This window comes from Haladaptatus litoreus (genome assembly GCF_900156425.1).
Classification (GTDB): Archaea; Halobacteriota; Halobacteria; order Halobacteriales; family Haladaptataceae; genus Haladaptatus; species Haladaptatus litoreus.
This window is the reverse complement of the sequence record NZ_FTNO01000001.1, coordinates 1537239-1554375: the sequence shown is the minus strand read 5'-3', so window position 1 is coordinate 1554375 and position 17137 is coordinate 1537239. Positions and strand designations below refer to the sequence as shown.

Here is a 17137-nt window from a genome sequence, read left to right as displayed (position 1 = left end):
CCTATCCTCATATTCATGCTTCTCGTAGCGAGTGGCAGTGACGAGAGACGAGCGAGAATCGAGTACCGTCGAGCGTGGATGGGAATCGTTTTTTGATTGGCCCGGAAACCCCGGAGCAATGCGCGCCCTCTTGACGATTTACCTGAAGGGGATCTGCATGGGTGCCGCCGACGCGGTGCCCGGCGTCTCCGGCGGGACGATTGCCCTCATCACGGGAATCTACGAGCGACTCATTTCGGCAGTCGCATCGTTCAATCCCAAAATTGTAACGAGCGTGTTCCAGATACACAACCCGGACGAACGGGCGAAGGTTCTGGCGATGCTCGAAGAGATGGACTTACCGTTCCTGCTCGCCCTCGGTGCCGGAATCGCAACCGCAATTCTGACGGTCACCGGATTGGTAACGCTCGCGAGCGAACAGGTTCCGGTGCTCCTCTTTGCCTTCTTCTTCGGCCTCATCGCGGCGTCGGCCATCGTCCTCTACGATGAAGTTTCGGTCGAGACGCCGGGCCAAATCGGCGCGGCCATCGCCGGGTTCGTCCTCGCGTTTCTCGTGGCCGGTGCGGTCGAGAAAACCGGCGGTGCGACTCCACTCCCGCTCATCTTTTTCACGGGCATGATTGCCATCAGCGCGATGGTGCTGCCGGGCATTTCCGGGGCACTCATACTCTATCTCCTCGGCCAGTACGAATATCTCTCGAACAACTTACACGGGTTCAAAGACGCGGTTCTCGGACTCGCAAACGGCGGTTCGGTCGATGCTCTCGTCGCGCCGGGTTCCGTTGTCATCACGTTCATGGTCGGTGCCGGAATCGGCGTACTGACGATTTCGAAGGTCGTCGCGTGGGCGCTCGACCATTATCGCGCGGCGACACTCACGTTCCTCGTCAGTCTGATGGTCGGGGCGCTTCGGTTCCCCGTCGAAAAGATATTCGGAGCGGATACGTTCGCGTGGACGCCGACCGTTCTCGGCGGTGCGGTTTTCGCCGCGCTCGTCGGTGGTGGTGCAGTCCTTCTCCTTGACCGCTACACCGACGACCTCGATTACTGACTCGATTCGGCTATTGGCGGGGTTGTTTTCGACGCAAACCGAATTTTCGACGTGAATCAGAGTTAACTGACTTGCCGACGTATCTCTACTGAGATGACTGCAACCTACGAGTGCGAACAGTGTGGCAACCGCGTGAGCGCGCTCAAGCATCCCGGCGAGTGTCCGGACTGTGGCGGGGAGATGCGAAACGTCAGCGTTTCGCGTGAGTAAATTCGGGCGGTTGGGTGAGTTCGGCTGACCGTGAGAGGTGACAGGACGCGAGTGCTTCGATTCGTGTTGAAACGTCGTCGAGCGACTCGTCCAACTCAGTTAGAAACGTCTCCGCTTCTTCCGTCGGAACTGCTCCCTCCGGCGTCGCTTCGATGTATCCCTCGTCTTCCAGCATCCCAAGCGCGGCGCGGGTTTCGTGGTGTTCGTGTCCCGATTGGCGTGACAGACGACGAATACCAACTGGGTCGTTCTCCCGGACGAGTTTGAGTATCTGCACTGCACGCTCGAACAGCGCGAGTTCGCGGTGAAGGCTATCGAACACGGGAGTATGCAGTCACCGAGTCGGCTAAAACGTTACTTCGGAGTGATATTTAGAGGTATTGAGTTCGATGTCCCTGATTTACTGGCGTGAAGAAATCGAATGCTGTGGCTTTAGGCGTCCACGAGCGCCGAATCCAGCACTTCGAGCGGATGGCGAATGTCGTAGCCCGTCCCGTGGTTCATCTGCATCGCGCAGGTCGGACATTCGGTCATTCCCGTTTCGCTTTCTACGTCTTCCATGTGCTCGAACATCTCGTCGCCGATTTTCATCGACGTGTCGTACTTCTCCGATTTCCAGCCGTAGGTGCCGCTGATACCCGAACAGGAGTCGCCCACGTCCACCGGGTCGGTGCCGTCGAGTGCGGACAGCAGTTCGACGGCCTGCCCGTCGAGTCCCTGATTTCTGGCGTGGCACGGCGCGTGGTAGGCCAGTTCGCCGAACTCGGATTCCGGAACCGACGAATCGGCGAGTTCACCCTCCAAATCCTCGTGAACGCGGAGATATTCGAGGGCTTCGAAGGTGTTCGCGGCGACCTTCGCGGTTCCGTCGAACGAGTAGAGTTCGGGGTACTCCTGCCTGAGCGCCATCGAACAGGACGTACACGAGCAAATCACGTCGTAGCCCTGCTCGACCAAGGCGGCGAAGGTTTCGATGTTGAACTTCGCGGCCCGGCGCGCGTCGTCCATCATACCGTTGGCGAACATCGGCGTGCCGGAACAGCGCTGGTCGGGAACGGCGACTTCGTAGCCGAACTGCTCGAAGACGCGAACCATCGATTTCGCCACCTCCGGCGTGTTGTAATTCGAGTAGTCGCCGTGGAAGTAGGCGACTCGCTTGTCGTCGTTTTCTGCCACCTCGCCGCGTTCTGCCCGCGCCTCCCGCGCTCGCTTTTTCGAGGTGGCTTCGCTGCCTCGCTTCTCCCACCAATCCGTAAACGTCTCCGTGGCAAATTCGGGGAAGTCGCGCTGGCTGGTGATTCCCATCACTTTCTCGTTCACGAACTTCGTCACGGACAGTCCCATGACGAAGTTCGTCAGTCGCGGGAATTTAGAGGCAAGGGGCGCGAGTCTGCCGTAGTTCGACAGAATCCGGTTTCGGATGTACTCGCGCGAGAACTTCGACATCTGTTCGTCAACGTACTCGCCGCGGGCCGTGTTGTGCATCTGGGAGAGCGGCACTTCGGATGGACAGGCGTTATCACAGCGCATGCAGTTCGAACAGGACATCACCGAATCGTCGATGTCGTGGTCGTCCTTGCGCTTGAGTCGCCACTGCTCCGGCCCCTGGAACTTCGGCCCGGGGAAGTCGTCGTCAACTTCCGCGACCGGGCACTCCGTGTCGCAGGTGGAGCATTTGTAACAGTCGTCCGACCCCGGTCTGAGGTCCATCGGTTCGCCGCTGAATACGTCCTGCAGTTCGGATGGATTTCGTGATTCTGCTTCCTTTTCACTCATGGATTCACCTCGTCGCTTGCCTTTCGTCCCGCAACAGCGCCGGTCGAAAGCGAGACGCCGCTTGCTGATTTCTCCGCCGAAACGTCGCAGTTACCGAGAACGCCGCCGACAGCGCGGAGGTTCTCGAACTCCGGTTCGTCCGCCGAATCGAGCGGGCGAAGTTCGTCGTCTACCTGCACCCCGAATCGAGCGAACCGATGGTCGTCGAACGCTCCCTCTTCCGACCAGTCGTATCGGTCTTCGGGGGCAGGAACGTAGCAGTCGAAAATCGGTTCGTGGACGCCCTCGCGGTCGGAGTCGATTCCCTTCCCGACCAGTCCGCCGGTCGCCAGCACGAACTGTTCTCCGTGAAACGGAATCGGCGCGCCGTTTCGCTCCACGATGACCGCCGAAATCCGCTCGTCGCCCTCGAAATCCACGACCGGATTTCCGGTCGTGATTCGAACGCCCGCCTCCTTCAGCGCGGTTTCGAACTGCGCTTCGAGGCGCATCCCGGGGAGACTCGGCGGCCCCATCGGAATTTCGAACACCTCGACGCCCAACTTTCGTTCGAGCGTCGCCCGAACGTCCTCGGGATGGTCTTCGCCCAACATCGCGGGAAAGCCGATTCGTTCCGCATCGCCGAGATGTGGCTTGATTTGCTCGGCGAGTGCGATTCGAACCGGTTCCGACTGGGAGACGTTCTCGCTACTTCCGATTTCGACGCGCTCGTTTTTGTCCAGCGCGTGGGCGAGTCTGGTGATTTTGGCGTCGGTTCGAAACTCGCCGGGGAACGACAGCGTCACGCCGCGAACGTCGAACGGAACCGTTTCCGCGAGATGTTCCGCGGCCAGCGGGGCGTCGAAGTCAACAATTGTCTCGAAGCCGACGAGCAGGGTGTCTCGTTGGTCGCTTGCCAATCCGGGTGCAGTGTGTTTCGGGTAGCGCGCTGTCGGTTTGATTCGCCCGCCAAAGGTCGGCACGAGGGCGTTTTTGTCGGTGTGGTCGCCCGCGTAGTCGGCCACCGAATCGAACAGGGCGAGTCCGGCGCGGACGCCGGACTCGCCGACTTTCCGGTAGGGATGTTCGTCCGGCAACTCCGAAATCGTCTCGAACGGATTCGAGACGATTTCGTTCCCGGCGTAGCCCAGCACGTCGATAAGCCCGCTGGCGAACCGCAGGGTGCTCTCTTTGTGCGAAAGCAGTCTGACCCGCGACCCCTCGCGGGCCGCGGACAGCGCGGTTGTCATTCCGGCCAACCCGCCCCCGATGACGACGACATCGTCTTCAATCGCCATTGATTCCTCCGTCGCCATCGACGGTTCTCTCGCTGTTTCGACCTGCGTCGAACGCCGAGAAGTCGATGGTGTCCGTTTCCGCGTCCTGCTCTCCGTTCGCCTCCGGAGCATCCCGGTTCATCGTCGTCGCGTGGAGCGCGTAGTTCAGCGCGGCCTGTGAGAGCTGTTCACCCCAGAGGGCGTGGCGTTCGCCTTTCCAGCGTTCCTGAAACAGTTCGTCCAGTGCTTCGCGGGCGGTCGGTTCATCGTGTTCCGGATGGAGTTCGTTCGCCATCCGATGACAGCAGATGCCGCCCTGACAGTTACCCATGGAGGCGCGGGTTCGGATTCGAACCGCGTTCAAGTCGGTGCCCGACCCGTCGATTGCGTCTTGAATTTCGGCTTGTGTGACGGCTTCACATTCGCAGAGAACGGGATTCGGCCCGTTCGTCGTGAGGACTTCGTCGGCCCGACTGCCGAGTCGCTGGACGCTCCGCCTGCCGATTGGCGAGCGAATCCCGAACTCGTCCATGTAATCGCGGAGGACGGAAAAATCGTCGCTTCCGGGGAGCGGTTCGTCGGCAGTGCTGCATGTTTCGCGGACGCCGAGTTGGCCGCAGACGTGGTCTGAAATCTGCTCGGCCATCGCCCGATACGTGGTGAACTTCCCGCCGACGATGCTGGTCAGGCCAGTCAGGTCGTCGCGCTCCTCGTGGTCTAAGAGGAAGAAATCCCGCGTGATGTCGGTCGGGTCTGTGGTTCCCGTCCCCGGCGGTTCGTACAGCGGACGGACGCCCCAGAACGACCGAACGGTTCGGGAATCACGGAGGATGGGCACGAGTTTCGACAATTGGTCTATCATCATGTCCACTTCCCAGCCCTCTTCGGGGTAGTTCTCCGGGTCGGCGACCTCTTCGTCCGTCGTTCCGAGAATCGCGGTCACCTCGTGCGGGACGATGATGTCTGCGTCGCCTTTCGGTCGGCAGTGGTTGATGACCGTATCTACTTGTCGGCAGTTCATCACCACCATGACACCCTTCGACGGGCGAACTTCGATATCCACGCCCGCCATCTCGCCGAGTTGCCCGGCCCATGCCCCGGTCGCGTTGACCACGTAATCGGCCCGGATTTCTTCGGTTGTTCCCGGTCTGGCGTGGTTGCGCTTGCCCGGTCCGCTCTCGTGGCGGACTTCGACGCCGACCACGTCGTTTCCGTCCACGAGTACGTCGGTCACTTCCGCGTGCGTTTCGATTCGCGCGCCGTGCATCTCCGCGTCGGCGGCGTTGGCCACGCAGAGACGGAACGGGTCGATGGCTCCGTCGGGAACCGAGATTGCACGCTTTACGTCCTTCGTCAGGTAGGGTTCTTGCTCCCGCGCTTCCTTCGCGGTGAGGACTTCCGCTGGGATACCACACTCCCGACAGCCCCGAAGTTTTTCCTCGAAATAGTCGTCGGAGTCGCCTTCCAACTGGACGAACTGTCCGCCTGTCATCTCGACGCAGTGGCTGGCGATGTCCCGGAGGACGCGGTTTTCTTCGATACATTCCGTCGCACTGGCTTGGTCGGAGACGGCGTACCGGCCGCCGCTGTGGAGCAGGCCGTGCATCCGGCCCGTCGTTCCGTGGGTCAGATTGCCCTTCTCCACCAGCGTCACGTCAACTCCCCGCAGTGCGAGGTCTCGGGCGATGCCCGTGCCCGTCGAGCCACCCCCCACGACGAGCACTTCGGCGTCGTTTGCCATGTTTTGGTAGTTAGTTGGAGTCCACTTTACGATACCGCCCATTTTCGGGGGGAATCAGAAGACGGCTTCCGGATACTGTTGCCAATTCGAAGGGACAGCTAATCGGCGATGAGTCTTCGAACCCTACTTCGAGCTGTTTCCAAGTCACGACTCCAATTACCGTCATCACACCGCAACCGATTCCTTCGTCATTCATTCCTCGCGTGAACTCGGGCAGACCTTCGGGACACCCTCAGGTCTGCCGACGCACGCGCCACAAGGTTTGTGAAGATTCGCGCGATACTCGATTTCCAACATGGCGCGCGAAGACGACTTCAGTCGCCCGCGCGGGGGATGAGTGAACGAGCGAAAGCGAGTGAACGAATCGGTTGGGGGAGGACGAGGTGCGGTGCGGAGGCGGTTTCACTGGAGTCGTGACTTGTAAACGACACCATGAAACATCACCATGAAACAAATCTTGGAAACAACACCGCGAAACAAATTTCAGAAACTCAGCGTCAGTTCCTTTTCGTCGCAGTTCAATGGATTTCTCTGTCGTCTTCTCTCCACGATACCACATCTTTCATTTCAGTAGATAAATTTCAATAATTTCTTAGTTCGTCGTTATTTCGAACAGTTACCGACAAACATCTGTGAATTGCACAGAGACAGAGACAAAAACCAAGAAATTCAAAACCATTTTAACATAAGTTATTCACAACCATATTTTATTTGGGAGTACGTCACATTGTGAGCATGGCACCGAGCGAAACCTACGTCGGTTCAATTGACCAAGGGACAACCGGGACTCGATTCATGGTGTTCGACCACGGCGGGGCGGTCGTGGCCAACGCCTACGAAAAACACGAGCAGATTTATCCCGAGCCGGGATGGGTCGAACACGACCCGCTCGAAATCTGGGAGAACACGCAGTCGGTCATCCAGTCCGCGCTCGCGGAGGCGGGCATCGAGGCCGAGCAACTCGCGGCCATCGGCGTCACCAACCAGCGCGAGACGACGCTGTTGTGGGATGCGGACACCGGCAAACCGGTGCACAACGCAATCGTCTGGCAAGACCGGCGAACCACCGACCGAATCGAGCGGTTGGAGGAGGATGGCAAAACGGAGGATGTTCGCGCCAAGACGGGCCTCGAACCGGACGCCTACTTCTCGGCGACGAAAGCCGAATGGTTGCTCGACAACGCCGACCCCATCAAAACCCAGCGCGCGCGACCCGCGGACTTGCGCGACCGAGCCGAAACCGGCGAAATCCTGTTCGGCACCATTGACACGTGGCTCATCCACAATTTGACGGGTAACCACATCACGGACGTGACGAACGCCTCGCGGACGATGCTGTTCGACATTCACGAGATGGACTGGGACGACGAGTTGTGTGCCGAGTTCAGCGTTCCCAAAGAGATGCTGCCGGAGGTTCGGCCCTCCAGCGACGACGACACCTACGGTTCGACCGACGCCGAAGGGTTCCTCGGCGCGGAAGTGCCCGTCGCGGGCGCGCTCGGCGACCAGCAGGCCGCCCTGTTCGGGCAGACCTGCTTCGACGCGGGAGACGCGAAAAACACCTACGGGACGGGCAGTTTCTTCCTGCTCAACACGGGCGAAGAGGCGGTGACGAGCGAACACGGCCTGCTCACGACCGTCGGTTTCCAGCGGTCGGGCGAACCGGTGCAGTACGCGCTGGAAGGTTCGATTTTCGTCACGGGTGCGGCAATCGAATGGCTCGTGGATATGGATTTAATCGAGGACGCAATCGAGACGGAAACCCTCGCGCGAAGCGTCGATTCGACGGACGGCGTCTTCATGGTGCCCGCGTTCACCGGACTCGGCGCACCACACTGGAACCAGCGCGCTCGCGGGACGCTCGTAGGGATGACCCGCGGAACCAGAAAAGAACACGTCGTTCGGGCAACCCTCGAAAGTATCGCGTTCCAGACGCGCGACGTGGCCGAAGCGATGGAAGCAGACAGCGGCATCGAAGTCGAATCCCTGCGCGTGGACGGCGGTGCAGTCAAGAACAACTTCCTCTGTCAGTTACAGGCCGACATTCTCGGAACCGACATCGTTCGCCCGGTTGTGGACGAGACGACGGCACTCGGGTCGGCCTACGCCGCTGGACTCGCGGTTGGCTACTGGGAAACCGTGGACGAACTCAGGAACAACTGGCAGGTAGACCGGGAGTTCGAGACGTCGATGGAACTGAACGGCACCGAAGCCGACGAAAAGTACGGCCGCTGGCAGGACGCCGTTTCGCGCTCGCTCGACTGGGCGCAGGAAGGAAGTGACTGATATGGCGGATTTATCAGCCCTGTTCGCCATCGAGATGATAATCGCCGCGTTCGCGGGCGGTGCCTTCGGCGCGGCGGTCGGCGCGCTCCCGGCGTTCATCTTCACCGGGTTCATGGTCATCGCGGGCGAGTCCGCGAATCTCGCGAGCGAGGCCGTCGCCGAAGCGGGTGGCGTGTCCGCGTCCGAACTCGGGGCCGTCGGCATTACAGGTTCCATCGCCTTCGGCCCGGTATTCTCCCCGGCAATCAGTTTCGCTGGCGGGGCCGCCGCCGCGGCCTACGCCGCGAAACGGGGTTACATGGACACCGGTTTCGACTTCCACGAGGCGAAAAACATCGCGTTCGCGCAGGGAACCAAACCCGACGTGCTCGCGGTCGGCGGTCTGTTCGGAGTTTTGGGCTACTGGTTCACCGAACTGTCCGTCGCGTTCGCTATGCCCTACGACCCCATCGCGATGGGTGTCGTCCTCTCGGCAGTTGCCCACCGACTCGTCTTCGGTTACAGCATCGTCGGCGGTGCAAAGCGCGGCCTGCTGAACATGAAACCGTTCGAATCCGAAGAGCGACGAGTTCTCGGCGAGACGGCCGTAGATGGCGGGGGGACCGCAGATGGCGGCGAAGCCACCGACGGCGGAGTCGCGCAGGGTCGATTCCTCGTCGAACCGTGGTTGCCCCACCAGTACAAATGGGTGAACGTCGCAACGCTGGGCGTCGTCGTCGGCATCCTCGCGGCCTACATCGCCTACGAGACGGGCAGTCCGTTCCTCGCGTTCGGTATCAGCGCGGCGAGCCTCGTCTTCCTGAACTGCGGCGTCGAGAAGATTCCGGTCACGCACCACATGAGTCTGCCCGCCAGCACCGCGGCCCTCGCGCTCGCTCCCGTCGGGGGAGACATCGCGTCGGTGTCGATGGTCACCGCGCTCGCCGTCGGCGCCGTTTTCGGCGCGGTCAGCGGCCTGTTCGGTGAACTGTTCCAGCGCATTTTCTACGCGCACGCCGATACCCACATCGACCCGCCCGCCGCCGCAATCGTCTTCGGGACGCTCCTCATTGCGGTGCTAGCAATCGTCGGCGTCTTCCCACAGAGTTCGTGGGTGACGACGCTCGGAATCTGAAGAGATAGACGAACACGAAATTTCTTTTTCGGTCGTTACGGTGAGAAAACAGCACCAGCGAAACAATCATATGAACAGTTGTTCAATCATTCAATGATGACCCAAACCGACGAGAGACTGCGCCGACTGCTGACCGACGAACTCGGTGGCTGTTGCGATTCGGACGTAGAACGACGACGGGACGAACTGCTTTCACTTCGTGAAACTGCCTTTCGTCCTACCGATTCCGACACAAACACCGAAAACCACGTTCGCGTGCTTTCGGCACTAGCGAACGACACCCGGTATCGAATCGTTCGCTTGCTTTCGATTGCGGAGGATGACCTCTGTGTCTGTGAACTCGCGCCGCTGTTCGACGTGAGCGAGAGCGCACTGAGTCACGCACTCTCCGACCTCACAGACGCGGGACTCGTCACCCGACGAAAAGAGGGAAGATGGCGATACTACGGAACGACCGACCGCGCGGAACGACTGCTTTCTGCTTTGGATATGGATGACGAGAAGATGGACGGAGGGGTTGCCGATGAGTGAATCCCATGACCCCATCCGAATCGCCTTCGTCTGCGTGCAGAACGCCGGGCGAAGCCAGATGGCGACCGCATTCGCCGAGCAAGAAACCGACGAACGAACGCTCGACGTGAAAATCCTGATGGGCGGCACCCACCCCGCAGACGAGGTTCACGATGTCGTCGTCTCTGCGATGGGTGAAGTCGGCATCGACATTTCGGGACGAAACCCGCGCAAAATCACAACAGACGAACTGGTTTCGTGCGATTACGTCGCGACCATGGGCTGTTCGACGCTGGACGTGAGCGAGGCCGAAGGCAAAGTGGAGGTGCGCGACTGGAATTTGGACGACCCGCACGGGGCAAACGTCGAGGAAACCCGGAGGATTCGGGACGAAATCCGTGGCCGTGTTCGAGATTTGTTCGACGAAATTGAATCAGAACGGCGGGTCTAAGTGTTAGACGAGCGAAGTTCCGGCATGGTTCCGCCGCTCGTCCTCGACATCGACGGCACGATGACCCGGCCAGACGACTCCATCGACCCGCGATTTTTCGACCTGCTTCCCGACTGGGAAGCCCCTATCGTGGTCGCCACCGGGAAAGCATTCCCCTACCCCGTCGCGCTCTGTCATTTTCTCCAGATTCCACAACACGTCATCGCCGAAAACGGCGGCATCGTCCTCGTCGATGACGAAATCACGCGCAACGGCGACGGCGAGGCCGCCTTCCACGTCGCCGAGGAGTACGTCGCCGACGGCTACGAACTCGGTTGGGGCGAAAGCGACCTGACGAATCGCTGGCGCGAAACAGAAATCGCTGTACAGCGCGACCAACCACTCGGCCCGCTGTCCGAACTCGCCAGCGAACACGGCTTGGAAGTCGTGGACACCGGATTTGCGTATCACGTCAAATCCTCCGGCGTGAGCAAGGGGCAAGGGTTGAAAGCAGTCGCCCAACTCCTCGGCCGCGACCCGAAGGAGTTCGTCGCCATCGGCGATTCGGAAAACGACGTTTCGACGTTCGGCGTCGTTCGCGAGAGCTATGCGGTGGCGAACGCCGACGAGAAAGCGAAACGGGCCGCCGGAACCGTGGTCGATGAGTCGTATTCGGAAGGCACGATTTCCGTGCTTGAGGAGCTTCAGCGCGGATTTGACGGGTGAGTCGGGAAAACGGCTGGAAAGAGCAACGACGATAATTCGGACGATTTTGTCGTGTCGATAGGGGCTTCCGACTCCGATCATATCGCTACCGCACCGATTTCACCGTGCAGAGATGCAAACGCATCAGTTTTGAGTAACACCTCTCTAGACTGTTTCGCTCACCGATTACGTTTCATTTTGATTCCGGCGCAGTTCCCGCGCCAGCGCAATTGCCCCAACAGCCAAAACACCGAGTGCGAGCACCCATGGGCCAGTCTGTCGGTCACTCACTGAACCGGAACGGCTTAGAGTCATCCTTCTGGTTTCACGATGGGATTGTGCGTTCCGTTGATGTTCCACTCGTGGAGACAGAAGGGACGCCCCTCGTCCCCGGCAATCGTCCAGTTGTGGTTCGACTCGTTCCACTCGTCTTCGCGCCCGCACCGCGTGCATCGGCGTCGGTCAGGCCGGTTGAGTTCCGCCATCGAGACGAGATGAGGACGCGGGGGGACTTAAGCGAACGGCAACAGGGCATTTTACCGCGCGCGTCGAATGGTAATCGGGATGCTCAGGAGACGCGCGTTTCTCCGGGCGATGGGTGGGACTGGTGCTGTTGTGTCGGTGGTTCGGAGAGCACAGAGGGCAAGAGCGCAAACACGGAGAGGAAACACGATGACAAATTTCACCACACCAGCGTTCGAGGAGGGAAACCGAATTCCACGGGAGTTCACCTGCGAGGGACAGAACGTCTCGCCGCCGCTCGAAATCGAGTCGGTACCGGACGAAGTGAACTCGCTCGCGATTATCGTGGACGACCCGGACGCACCGAGCGGGACGTTCACCCATTGGGTCATCTGGGATATTCCGCCCGACACGACGCGGATTCCGCGGGGCGTCCCGGGGATGGAAATCGTCGCCGACCTCGACGGGGCGAAGCAGGGAGAAAACGACGCCGGGGAACTCGGCTACCTCGGGCCGTGTCCACCGGTGGGCGACGGGCCGCACACCTACCGATTTACGCTGTATTTGCTCGAACGGGAACCGCGACTCGGGGCGGGTGCGACGAAGGAGGCCCTGTTGGACGCCACGGGTGGGATTCTGTTTGAGCAAACTCGGTTCACGGGGGAGTTCAGCCGAGGATAACTCGGAACCGTCTTCAGGCCACGATAACTGTCGGAAAGCAATGCCCAAAATCAGCGTGGGTGCGGAAGAGAACACGGAAACCTCCAAAATACGGAATGTCGTCAGAGCAGTGTTCGGTCGGGAAGACGAAGCCAACCTTGTCGAAGCACTCCGCGAATCTCACGCCTACCGCCCAAATCTATCTCTCGTTGCACACCTCGATGGCGATGCCGCTGGACATGTCATGTTCTCGAAATTCGTTTTGGACGACTATCCTGAAAAGGATGCGCTCGTGCTTGCTCCGCTGGCAGTTTCTCCCGAGCACCAGCGTTCAGGAGTGGGGAGTGAACTCGTTCGTGTCGGCCTCCAAACAGCACGAGAGTCAGGTTACGAACTCGTCTTTCTCCATGGTGACTCCGACTACTACGAACGATTCGGGTTCACGCCTGCCATTGATGCTGGATTCGAAAATCCATTCGATATGCCCGACGAAGGATTTCTGGTGTGTGGCCTCGCGGCGGATTCACTCGCGGACGTTGCTGGCACGCTGACCTATCCCACGCCGTTTCGAGAGTAAACCGGGAAAAACAGCCACGCATAGTCGATACAACAAAGTCGGCCCGGAACACCGATTCAGATGCTATGATAAAGATGGTCGATTTGCTGGTTCGCAAAGAGGGCATGACCCACGAGGAGTTCGAAGACTACTGGCTCAACGAACACTCAGAAATAGCCAAGGAACTCCCCGGCCTGCGCAAGTACGTCACCTCCGTCTCGAAAGACCCGGAAAAGGCGGGCTACGACGGTGTCCTCGAACTGTACTTCGACTCCACCGACGACATGAAAGCCGCCTTCGGTTCCGAACAGGGCGAGAAAGTGATGGCCGATGCCGCGGAGTTCATCGATACGGACGCGGGGCCGACACTCATTCTCGACGAGACAGTGCAGGTTGACGACATCGAATAATCCGTTACTCAATTCAAATACCGGATTCGAATCGTTGATTCGACCCGCTGGCTCGAATCGGCGACTCCAGTCGATTCGAGTCACCTAACGAAACAGCCGAAAGGAAAACGGTTTTTCGCGCCGTAACTGGTCTATGGAAACAGTCCGCCGGTCTTCGTTCTCGTGGCGCAATCTCCCTGCTCTCCTCGTCTGTATCGTCGTCTGCCAACTTGCGGGGATTGTCCCGTCGATTCTCACGGCAAACGATGTCGCAACGTGGTACACGACGCTCCAAAAACCCGCCTTCACGCCGCCGAGTTGGGTGTTCGGGCCGGTTTGGACGACGCTCTACCTCCTGATGGGTATCGCGCTGTACCTCGTCTGGCGGCAGGGGGACAGGGTCGCACTCGCCATCTTCGCCGTGCAACTCGTCCTCAACGCGGCGTGGACGCTGGTCTTCTTCGGCATGCGCTGGCCAGCGGGCGGACTCGCGGTCATCGTCGCCCTATTGGTCGCAATCGGTGCGACGATGGTGGCTTTTTGGCGTGTTGACCGCCGGGCAACCCTCCTGCTCGTCCCCTACGCGCTCTGGGTCGGGTTCGCAACCGTGCTGAACTACGAACTGTGGCGACTGAACTGAGGGAGATTCAAACCGAATCGACCGGCCTCACGCACACCCACACTTTTGCACGCCCGCGGTGTTACCTGATTCATGAATTTGGGGGTGCTGGGAACGGCAGGAATCGCACATCATTCGTTCGTTCCCGCGGTTGCGAAGACCGACCACGAAGTGACGGCAATCGCGTCCCGAAGCGAGGAACGTGCGAATAGCTTCGCCACAGACCATGGAATACCGCAGGCGTTCGGGTCATATGAGGAACTGCTCGAATCCGACGTTGACGCCGTTTATCTTCCGCTTCCGAACGCGCTCCACGCAGAGTGGACGAAACGCGCCGCAGACCACGGCCTGCACGTCCTCTGTGAAAAACCGCTGGCTGTTGATGCCGAGGAAGCGCGCGAAATGGGCGACTACTGCGACCAGCAAGGCGTCACGCTGATGGAGGCGATGATGTTCCGATACTATCCCCGAACCGAGCGAATGGTGGAGGCCGCGAACGAACTCGGCGAGATTCGCTCCGTCGATGCTGGATTTCATTCGTCGCTCCGTCGCTGGCCCGCCGGAACGCGATTCGATCCCGACCTCGGCGGTGGCTGTCTCCTCGACGTGGGTGTCTACGCCATCGAAGTCGCGCGACTGTTTCTGGGCGACCCGGAGCGCGTCGTCGCTCGGGTCGCCGACCCCGAGGAAACAGGTGTCGAAACGCAGGTATCGGGCATCCTTGCGTTCTCCGGCGGTCGAACCGCACAGATTGACTGTTCGTTCCGACTGCAAGACGCCCAGTACTGCCGGGTCGAAGGAACCGACGGACGACTGCACGCAGACCGGGCGTTTTCGGTCGGCACCGACCCGAGCGAGTTCGAACTCCGACTGCCGGGACGGCAGGTGACGGAATCGTTCGACTCGGCAGACCCCTACGCCCTCGAACTGGAGCGATTCGTGGAATACGCGGAAACGGGCCAGCGCCCGCGAACCGACGCCCGCGAGGCGGCGCGGACGCTCGCCGTAGTAGATGGCCTTCGAAAAAGCGAGGAAATCGGCGAGTGGGTCAAGATGCCGGAATAGGTAGCGAGTTCGGAATGAGTAGAGAATCCGGAGTGAGCATTCTCCGAATGCTCACTCCGGGGATTATTCCGACTTACTCGTCCTGACAGCAACCGCCAGCCTGCTGACCGAAATCGACCGCGATCGGGGCGGAAATCGCGCGGTTCAGGTCTTCCAATCGGGACGAGAGTTCGTCCTGTGCCGCGAGGTAGTCCGACATCACGGGAAGCGAGTGAAGGTCTTCTTGAGCTTCCTGTACCTTCGTCACGTCCTCTTGGGTCGCCTCGCCGGTCTGGCGCGCGAGCATGAACTCCTGTCGGAGACGTTCGAACTTCTTGATTTTCTCCTGTGCCTCCTCGTTGGCTTCGACTTCGGCTTTCGTCTCCTCGAATTTCCGGTATTCCGGCGTGTCCGCGATTGCCTCGCCGAGTTCGGTCGCCATCTCCTCGACACTGGTTTCGTCGTCGCTCACGTCGGCTTTCGTGTCTACGCTCATGGATACTGATTCGAACTGGAACGGTTTAGGCTTGCCGAATGTGGTAGTTGCTGGTGGTTCTGTCGAAACTTCGGATTTTGATAGGTTTCAATGGTCGTGCTGAATAGAAGGCGTGTAGTCAGCAACGTTCTCATCACCGTCCCAATCGACGCTGACCTTTATCACCACTCTCAATGTAGTGTAAAGTATGATCTTCCTCTTATCACGAAGTCATACCTCTACTGCCGCTGCAGCGCTCGTCGGCACTCTCGTTGGTCTTGCCGTAGTCTGTCTGTATTTCGGTGCCGGCTTACTCATCGCAGGATGGAGCGTCAGTGAGTTCCTCACTCATATAACTGTTGACACTATTGGATATTTTCTGGGCATGATTGTTCTCGTTATCGCCTTCGTTGGACTCCCCATCGCCATCTTCCTCCGATTTGACCTGATTGCACCGCTCGTGCTCCTTGTGGTCGTGATTCTCGGATGGCTCATCGTCGGTGCCGTACAGGGTATACTCTCATTCCAGACGACTTTCGGTCTCGCCCTCTACGCAGCTTACCTTTCCCCAATCGCTCTCATTCTCTACGCCATCTTTGGCGGGAGCGAGTATCTGTTCCGAACCAAGAAAAGCAGTCAGTAGGATCAACCCGATCTCGGTCCTGTATACATTCTCTGAATCCAGCACTCCGTTTTCGTGTTTCCGAAGCCTTCAACGAACCCTGACCAGCGAAAACCGGGAACACCGTGCTTAAACGTACTCACCAACAAAGCATCTCCAATGAGCCAAGAGAGTGAGTACAGCGAGGGGGACTTGCGAAAAACCGGAATGTCCCTCAAACACGACCGGGAATGGGATTACGAACTCGACCGAATCATCGAGGCGGTCGAGGAACGCGACGCCGAAAAAGTCGGTTTGCAGTTCCCCGAGGGACTCAAACGCAGAGGGCCGAGCGTGGCCGACGACCTGCGCGAACTGCTGCCCGACGACGTGACGATTCTACTTTCGGGTCAGCCCTGCTACGGAGCCTGCGATTTGGACACCTACCTGATGAAGCGAACCGACGTGTTCGTCCACTTCGGCCACTCGCCGATGAAGAACACGGACAAGGTCATCTACGTCCCGCTGTTCTCCAACGTCGATGTCTTCCCGATTATGGAAGAGTCGTTGGACGAACTCGAAGTCGGCGACGTGGGACTGGTTACGACCGCCCAGCACATGAACCGATTCGAGGAGATGAAAGAGTGGCTGGAAGACCGCGGATTCACGGTTCACACCCGCAAGGGCGACGACCGATTGACCCACGAGGGGCAGGTACTCGGTTGTAACTACGCCTCCGCAGACATCGACGCAGACCAAGTGCTCTACGTCGGCGGCGGAAAGTTCCACCCGCTCGGATTGGCGATGGAACACCCCGACAAGAACGTCGTCATCGCAGACCCCGTGAACAATGTCGTCACGGTCGCGGATACGGAAAAATTCCTGAAACAGCGCTACGGCGCGGTTCACCGCGCGATGGACGCCGAAAAGTGGGGCGTCATCTTCTGCACCAAAATCGGACAGGGTCGCTGGGAAATCGCACAGGACATCATCGACGAGAACGACAATGCCTACCTCATCACGATGGACGAGGTGACACCCGACCGTCTGCGGAACTTCAACATGGACGCCTTCGTCAACACGGGTTGTCCGCGCATCACGACCGACGACGGGCCGCAGTTCCACAAACCGATGCTCACGCCCGGCGAGTACGAAATCGCGGTCGGGAACGAACCCCTCGACTCGCTCCAGTTCGACACCTTCCACGGTACGTGGTAGGAAAATTTTTGTAGTCGTCTTCTATTCTTTCTAT

General features: G+C 59.5%; 20 protein-coding genes. 14 read left to right on the top strand and 6 right to left on the bottom strand.

The window, feature by feature from the left end; all coding sequences use genetic code 11:
* Positions 1-118: 118 nt before the first annotated feature.
* Positions 119-1051: a DUF368 domain-containing protein gene (locus BW974_RS08190; protein WP_076429622.1), complete on the top strand. Its 933-nt coding sequence runs from the start codon at positions 119-121 to the stop codon at positions 1049-1051.
* A 93-nt stretch (positions 1052-1144) separates the two neighbouring features.
* Positions 1145-1261, top strand: a complete 117-nt coding sequence (locus tag BW974_RS24605; protein ID WP_139328840.1) for a rubrerythrin-like domain-containing protein — start codon at positions 1145-1147, stop codon at positions 1259-1261.
* On the opposite strand, the gene BW974_RS08185 is transcribed toward BW974_RS24605, so the two are convergent.
* The 4 genes from BW974_RS08185 to glpA all read right to left on the bottom strand — a co-directional run bounded on the left by BW974_RS08185 (position 1242) and on the right by glpA (position 6034).
* Positions 1242-1583 (bottom strand): hypothetical protein, encoded by a 342-nt coding sequence (locus BW974_RS08185; RefSeq protein ID WP_076429620.1) that lies wholly within the window; start codon positions 1581-1583, stop codon positions 1242-1244. The genes BW974_RS24605 and BW974_RS08185 overlap by 20 nt on opposite strands.
* Before the next feature lie 110 nt (positions 1584-1693).
* Positions 1694-3037, bottom strand: a complete 1344-nt coding sequence (locus BW974_RS08180; RefSeq protein WP_076429618.1) for an anaerobic glycerol-3-phosphate dehydrogenase subunit C — start codon at positions 3035-3037, stop codon at positions 1694-1696.
* Positions 3034-4314, bottom strand: a complete 1281-nt coding sequence (glpB, locus tag BW974_RS08175) for a glycerol-3-phosphate dehydrogenase subunit GlpB (protein ID WP_076430307.1) — start codon at positions 4312-4314, stop codon at positions 3034-3036. Before glpB ends, BW974_RS08180 begins: the two co-directional genes overlap by 4 nt.
* Positions 4304-6034, bottom strand: a complete 1731-nt coding sequence (glpA, locus tag BW974_RS08170) for an anaerobic glycerol-3-phosphate dehydrogenase subunit GlpA (RefSeq protein ID WP_076429616.1) — start codon at positions 6032-6034, stop codon at positions 4304-4306. Before glpA ends, glpB begins: the two co-directional genes overlap by 11 nt.
* Before the next feature lie 735 nt (positions 6035-6769).
* On the opposite strand from glpA, the gene glpK reads away from it, so the two are divergent.
* From glpK to BW974_RS08145, 5 genes are all read left to right on the top strand, one after another.
* On the top strand, positions 6770-8320 hold the full coding sequence (gene glpK, locus BW974_RS08165) for a glycerol kinase GlpK (protein WP_076429614.1): 1551 nt from the start codon (positions 6770-6772) through the stop codon (positions 8318-8320).
* Position 8321: 1 nt separating this feature from the next.
* Positions 8322-9434, top strand: a complete 1113-nt coding sequence (locus tag BW974_RS08160; RefSeq protein ID WP_076429612.1) for a DUF7973 family transport facilitator — start codon at positions 8322-8324, stop codon at positions 9432-9434.
* Between the two features lie 96 nt (positions 9435-9530).
* Positions 9531-9965 (top strand): ArsR/SmtB family transcription factor, encoded by a 435-nt coding sequence (locus tag BW974_RS08155; RefSeq protein WP_076430306.1) that lies wholly within the window; start codon positions 9531-9533, stop codon positions 9963-9965.
* The gene (locus BW974_RS08150; protein WP_076429610.1) at positions 9958-10395 is read left to right on the top strand and encodes an arsenate-mycothiol transferase ArsC; all 438 of its coding nucleotides are present in this window, start codon (positions 9958-9960) and stop codon (positions 10393-10395) included. The genes BW974_RS08155 and BW974_RS08150 overlap by 8 nt, the downstream gene beginning before the upstream one ends.
* A 24-nt stretch (positions 10396-10419) precedes the next feature.
* Entirely contained in the window at positions 10420-11100 is a 681-nt protein-coding gene (locus BW974_RS08145) for a phosphoglycolate phosphatase (protein WP_076429608.1), read from the top strand.
* Between the two features lie 290 nt (positions 11101-11390).
* On the opposite strand, the gene BW974_RS25505 is transcribed toward BW974_RS08145, so the two are convergent.
* Complete coding sequence (locus BW974_RS25505; RefSeq protein ID WP_175609645.1) at positions 11391-11564, bottom strand: HEWD family protein; 174 nt, start codon at positions 11562-11564, stop codon at positions 11391-11393.
* Positions 11565-11751: 187 nt separating this feature from the next.
* Here BW974_RS25505 and BW974_RS08140 point away from each other — a divergent pair, with 187 nt between their 5' ends.
* The 5 genes from BW974_RS08140 to BW974_RS08120 all read left to right on the top strand — a co-directional run bounded on the left by BW974_RS08140 (position 11752) and on the right by BW974_RS08120 (position 14830).
* Entirely contained in the window at positions 11752-12222 is a 471-nt protein-coding gene (locus BW974_RS08140) for a YbhB/YbcL family Raf kinase inhibitor-like protein (RefSeq protein ID WP_076429606.1), read from the top strand.
* A 40-nt stretch (positions 12223-12262) separates the two neighbouring features.
* The gene (locus BW974_RS08135) at positions 12263-12778 is read left to right on the top strand and encodes a GNAT family N-acetyltransferase (protein WP_076429604.1); all 516 of its coding nucleotides are present in this window, start codon (positions 12263-12265) and stop codon (positions 12776-12778) included.
* A gap of 65 nt (positions 12779-12843) precedes the next feature.
* A complete protein-coding gene (locus BW974_RS08130; protein WP_076429602.1) occupies positions 12844-13167 on the top strand; it encodes an EthD family reductase in 324 nt (107 codons plus the stop codon).
* Positions 13168-13300: 133 nt separating this feature from the next.
* Positions 13301-13786: a TspO/MBR family protein gene (locus tag BW974_RS08125; protein ID WP_076429600.1), complete on the top strand. Its 486-nt coding sequence runs from the start codon at positions 13301-13303 to the stop codon at positions 13784-13786.
* 72 nt (positions 13787-13858) lie between these two features.
* Positions 13859-14830, top strand: a complete 972-nt coding sequence (locus BW974_RS08120) for a Gfo/Idh/MocA family protein (protein WP_076429598.1) — start codon at positions 13859-13861, stop codon at positions 14828-14830.
* Between the two features lie 73 nt (positions 14831-14903).
* Here the strand turns inward: BW974_RS08120 and BW974_RS08115 are convergent, their stop codons facing one another.
* On the bottom strand, positions 14904-15305 hold the full coding sequence (locus tag BW974_RS08115) for a YlbF/YmcA family competence regulator (RefSeq protein WP_076429596.1): 402 nt from the start codon (positions 15303-15305) through the stop codon (positions 14904-14906).
* Between the two features lie 364 nt (positions 15306-15669).
* Here BW974_RS08115 and BW974_RS24600 point away from each other — a divergent pair, with 364 nt between their 5' ends.
* Together BW974_RS24600 and dph2 are read left to right on the top strand one after the other, a co-directional pair.
* Positions 15670-15927 carry a hypothetical protein gene (locus BW974_RS24600; RefSeq protein ID WP_139328839.1) on the top strand — a complete coding sequence of 86 codons (258 nt, stop codon included), beginning with the start codon at positions 15670-15672 and terminating at the stop codon, positions 15925-15927.
* A 138-nt stretch (positions 15928-16065) separates the two neighbouring features.
* Positions 16066-17103 carry a diphthamide biosynthesis enzyme Dph2 gene (dph2, locus tag BW974_RS08105; protein WP_076429592.1) on the top strand — a complete coding sequence of 346 codons (1038 nt, stop codon included), beginning with the start codon at positions 16066-16068 and terminating at the stop codon, positions 17101-17103.
* Positions 17104-17137 lie beyond the last annotated feature (34 nt).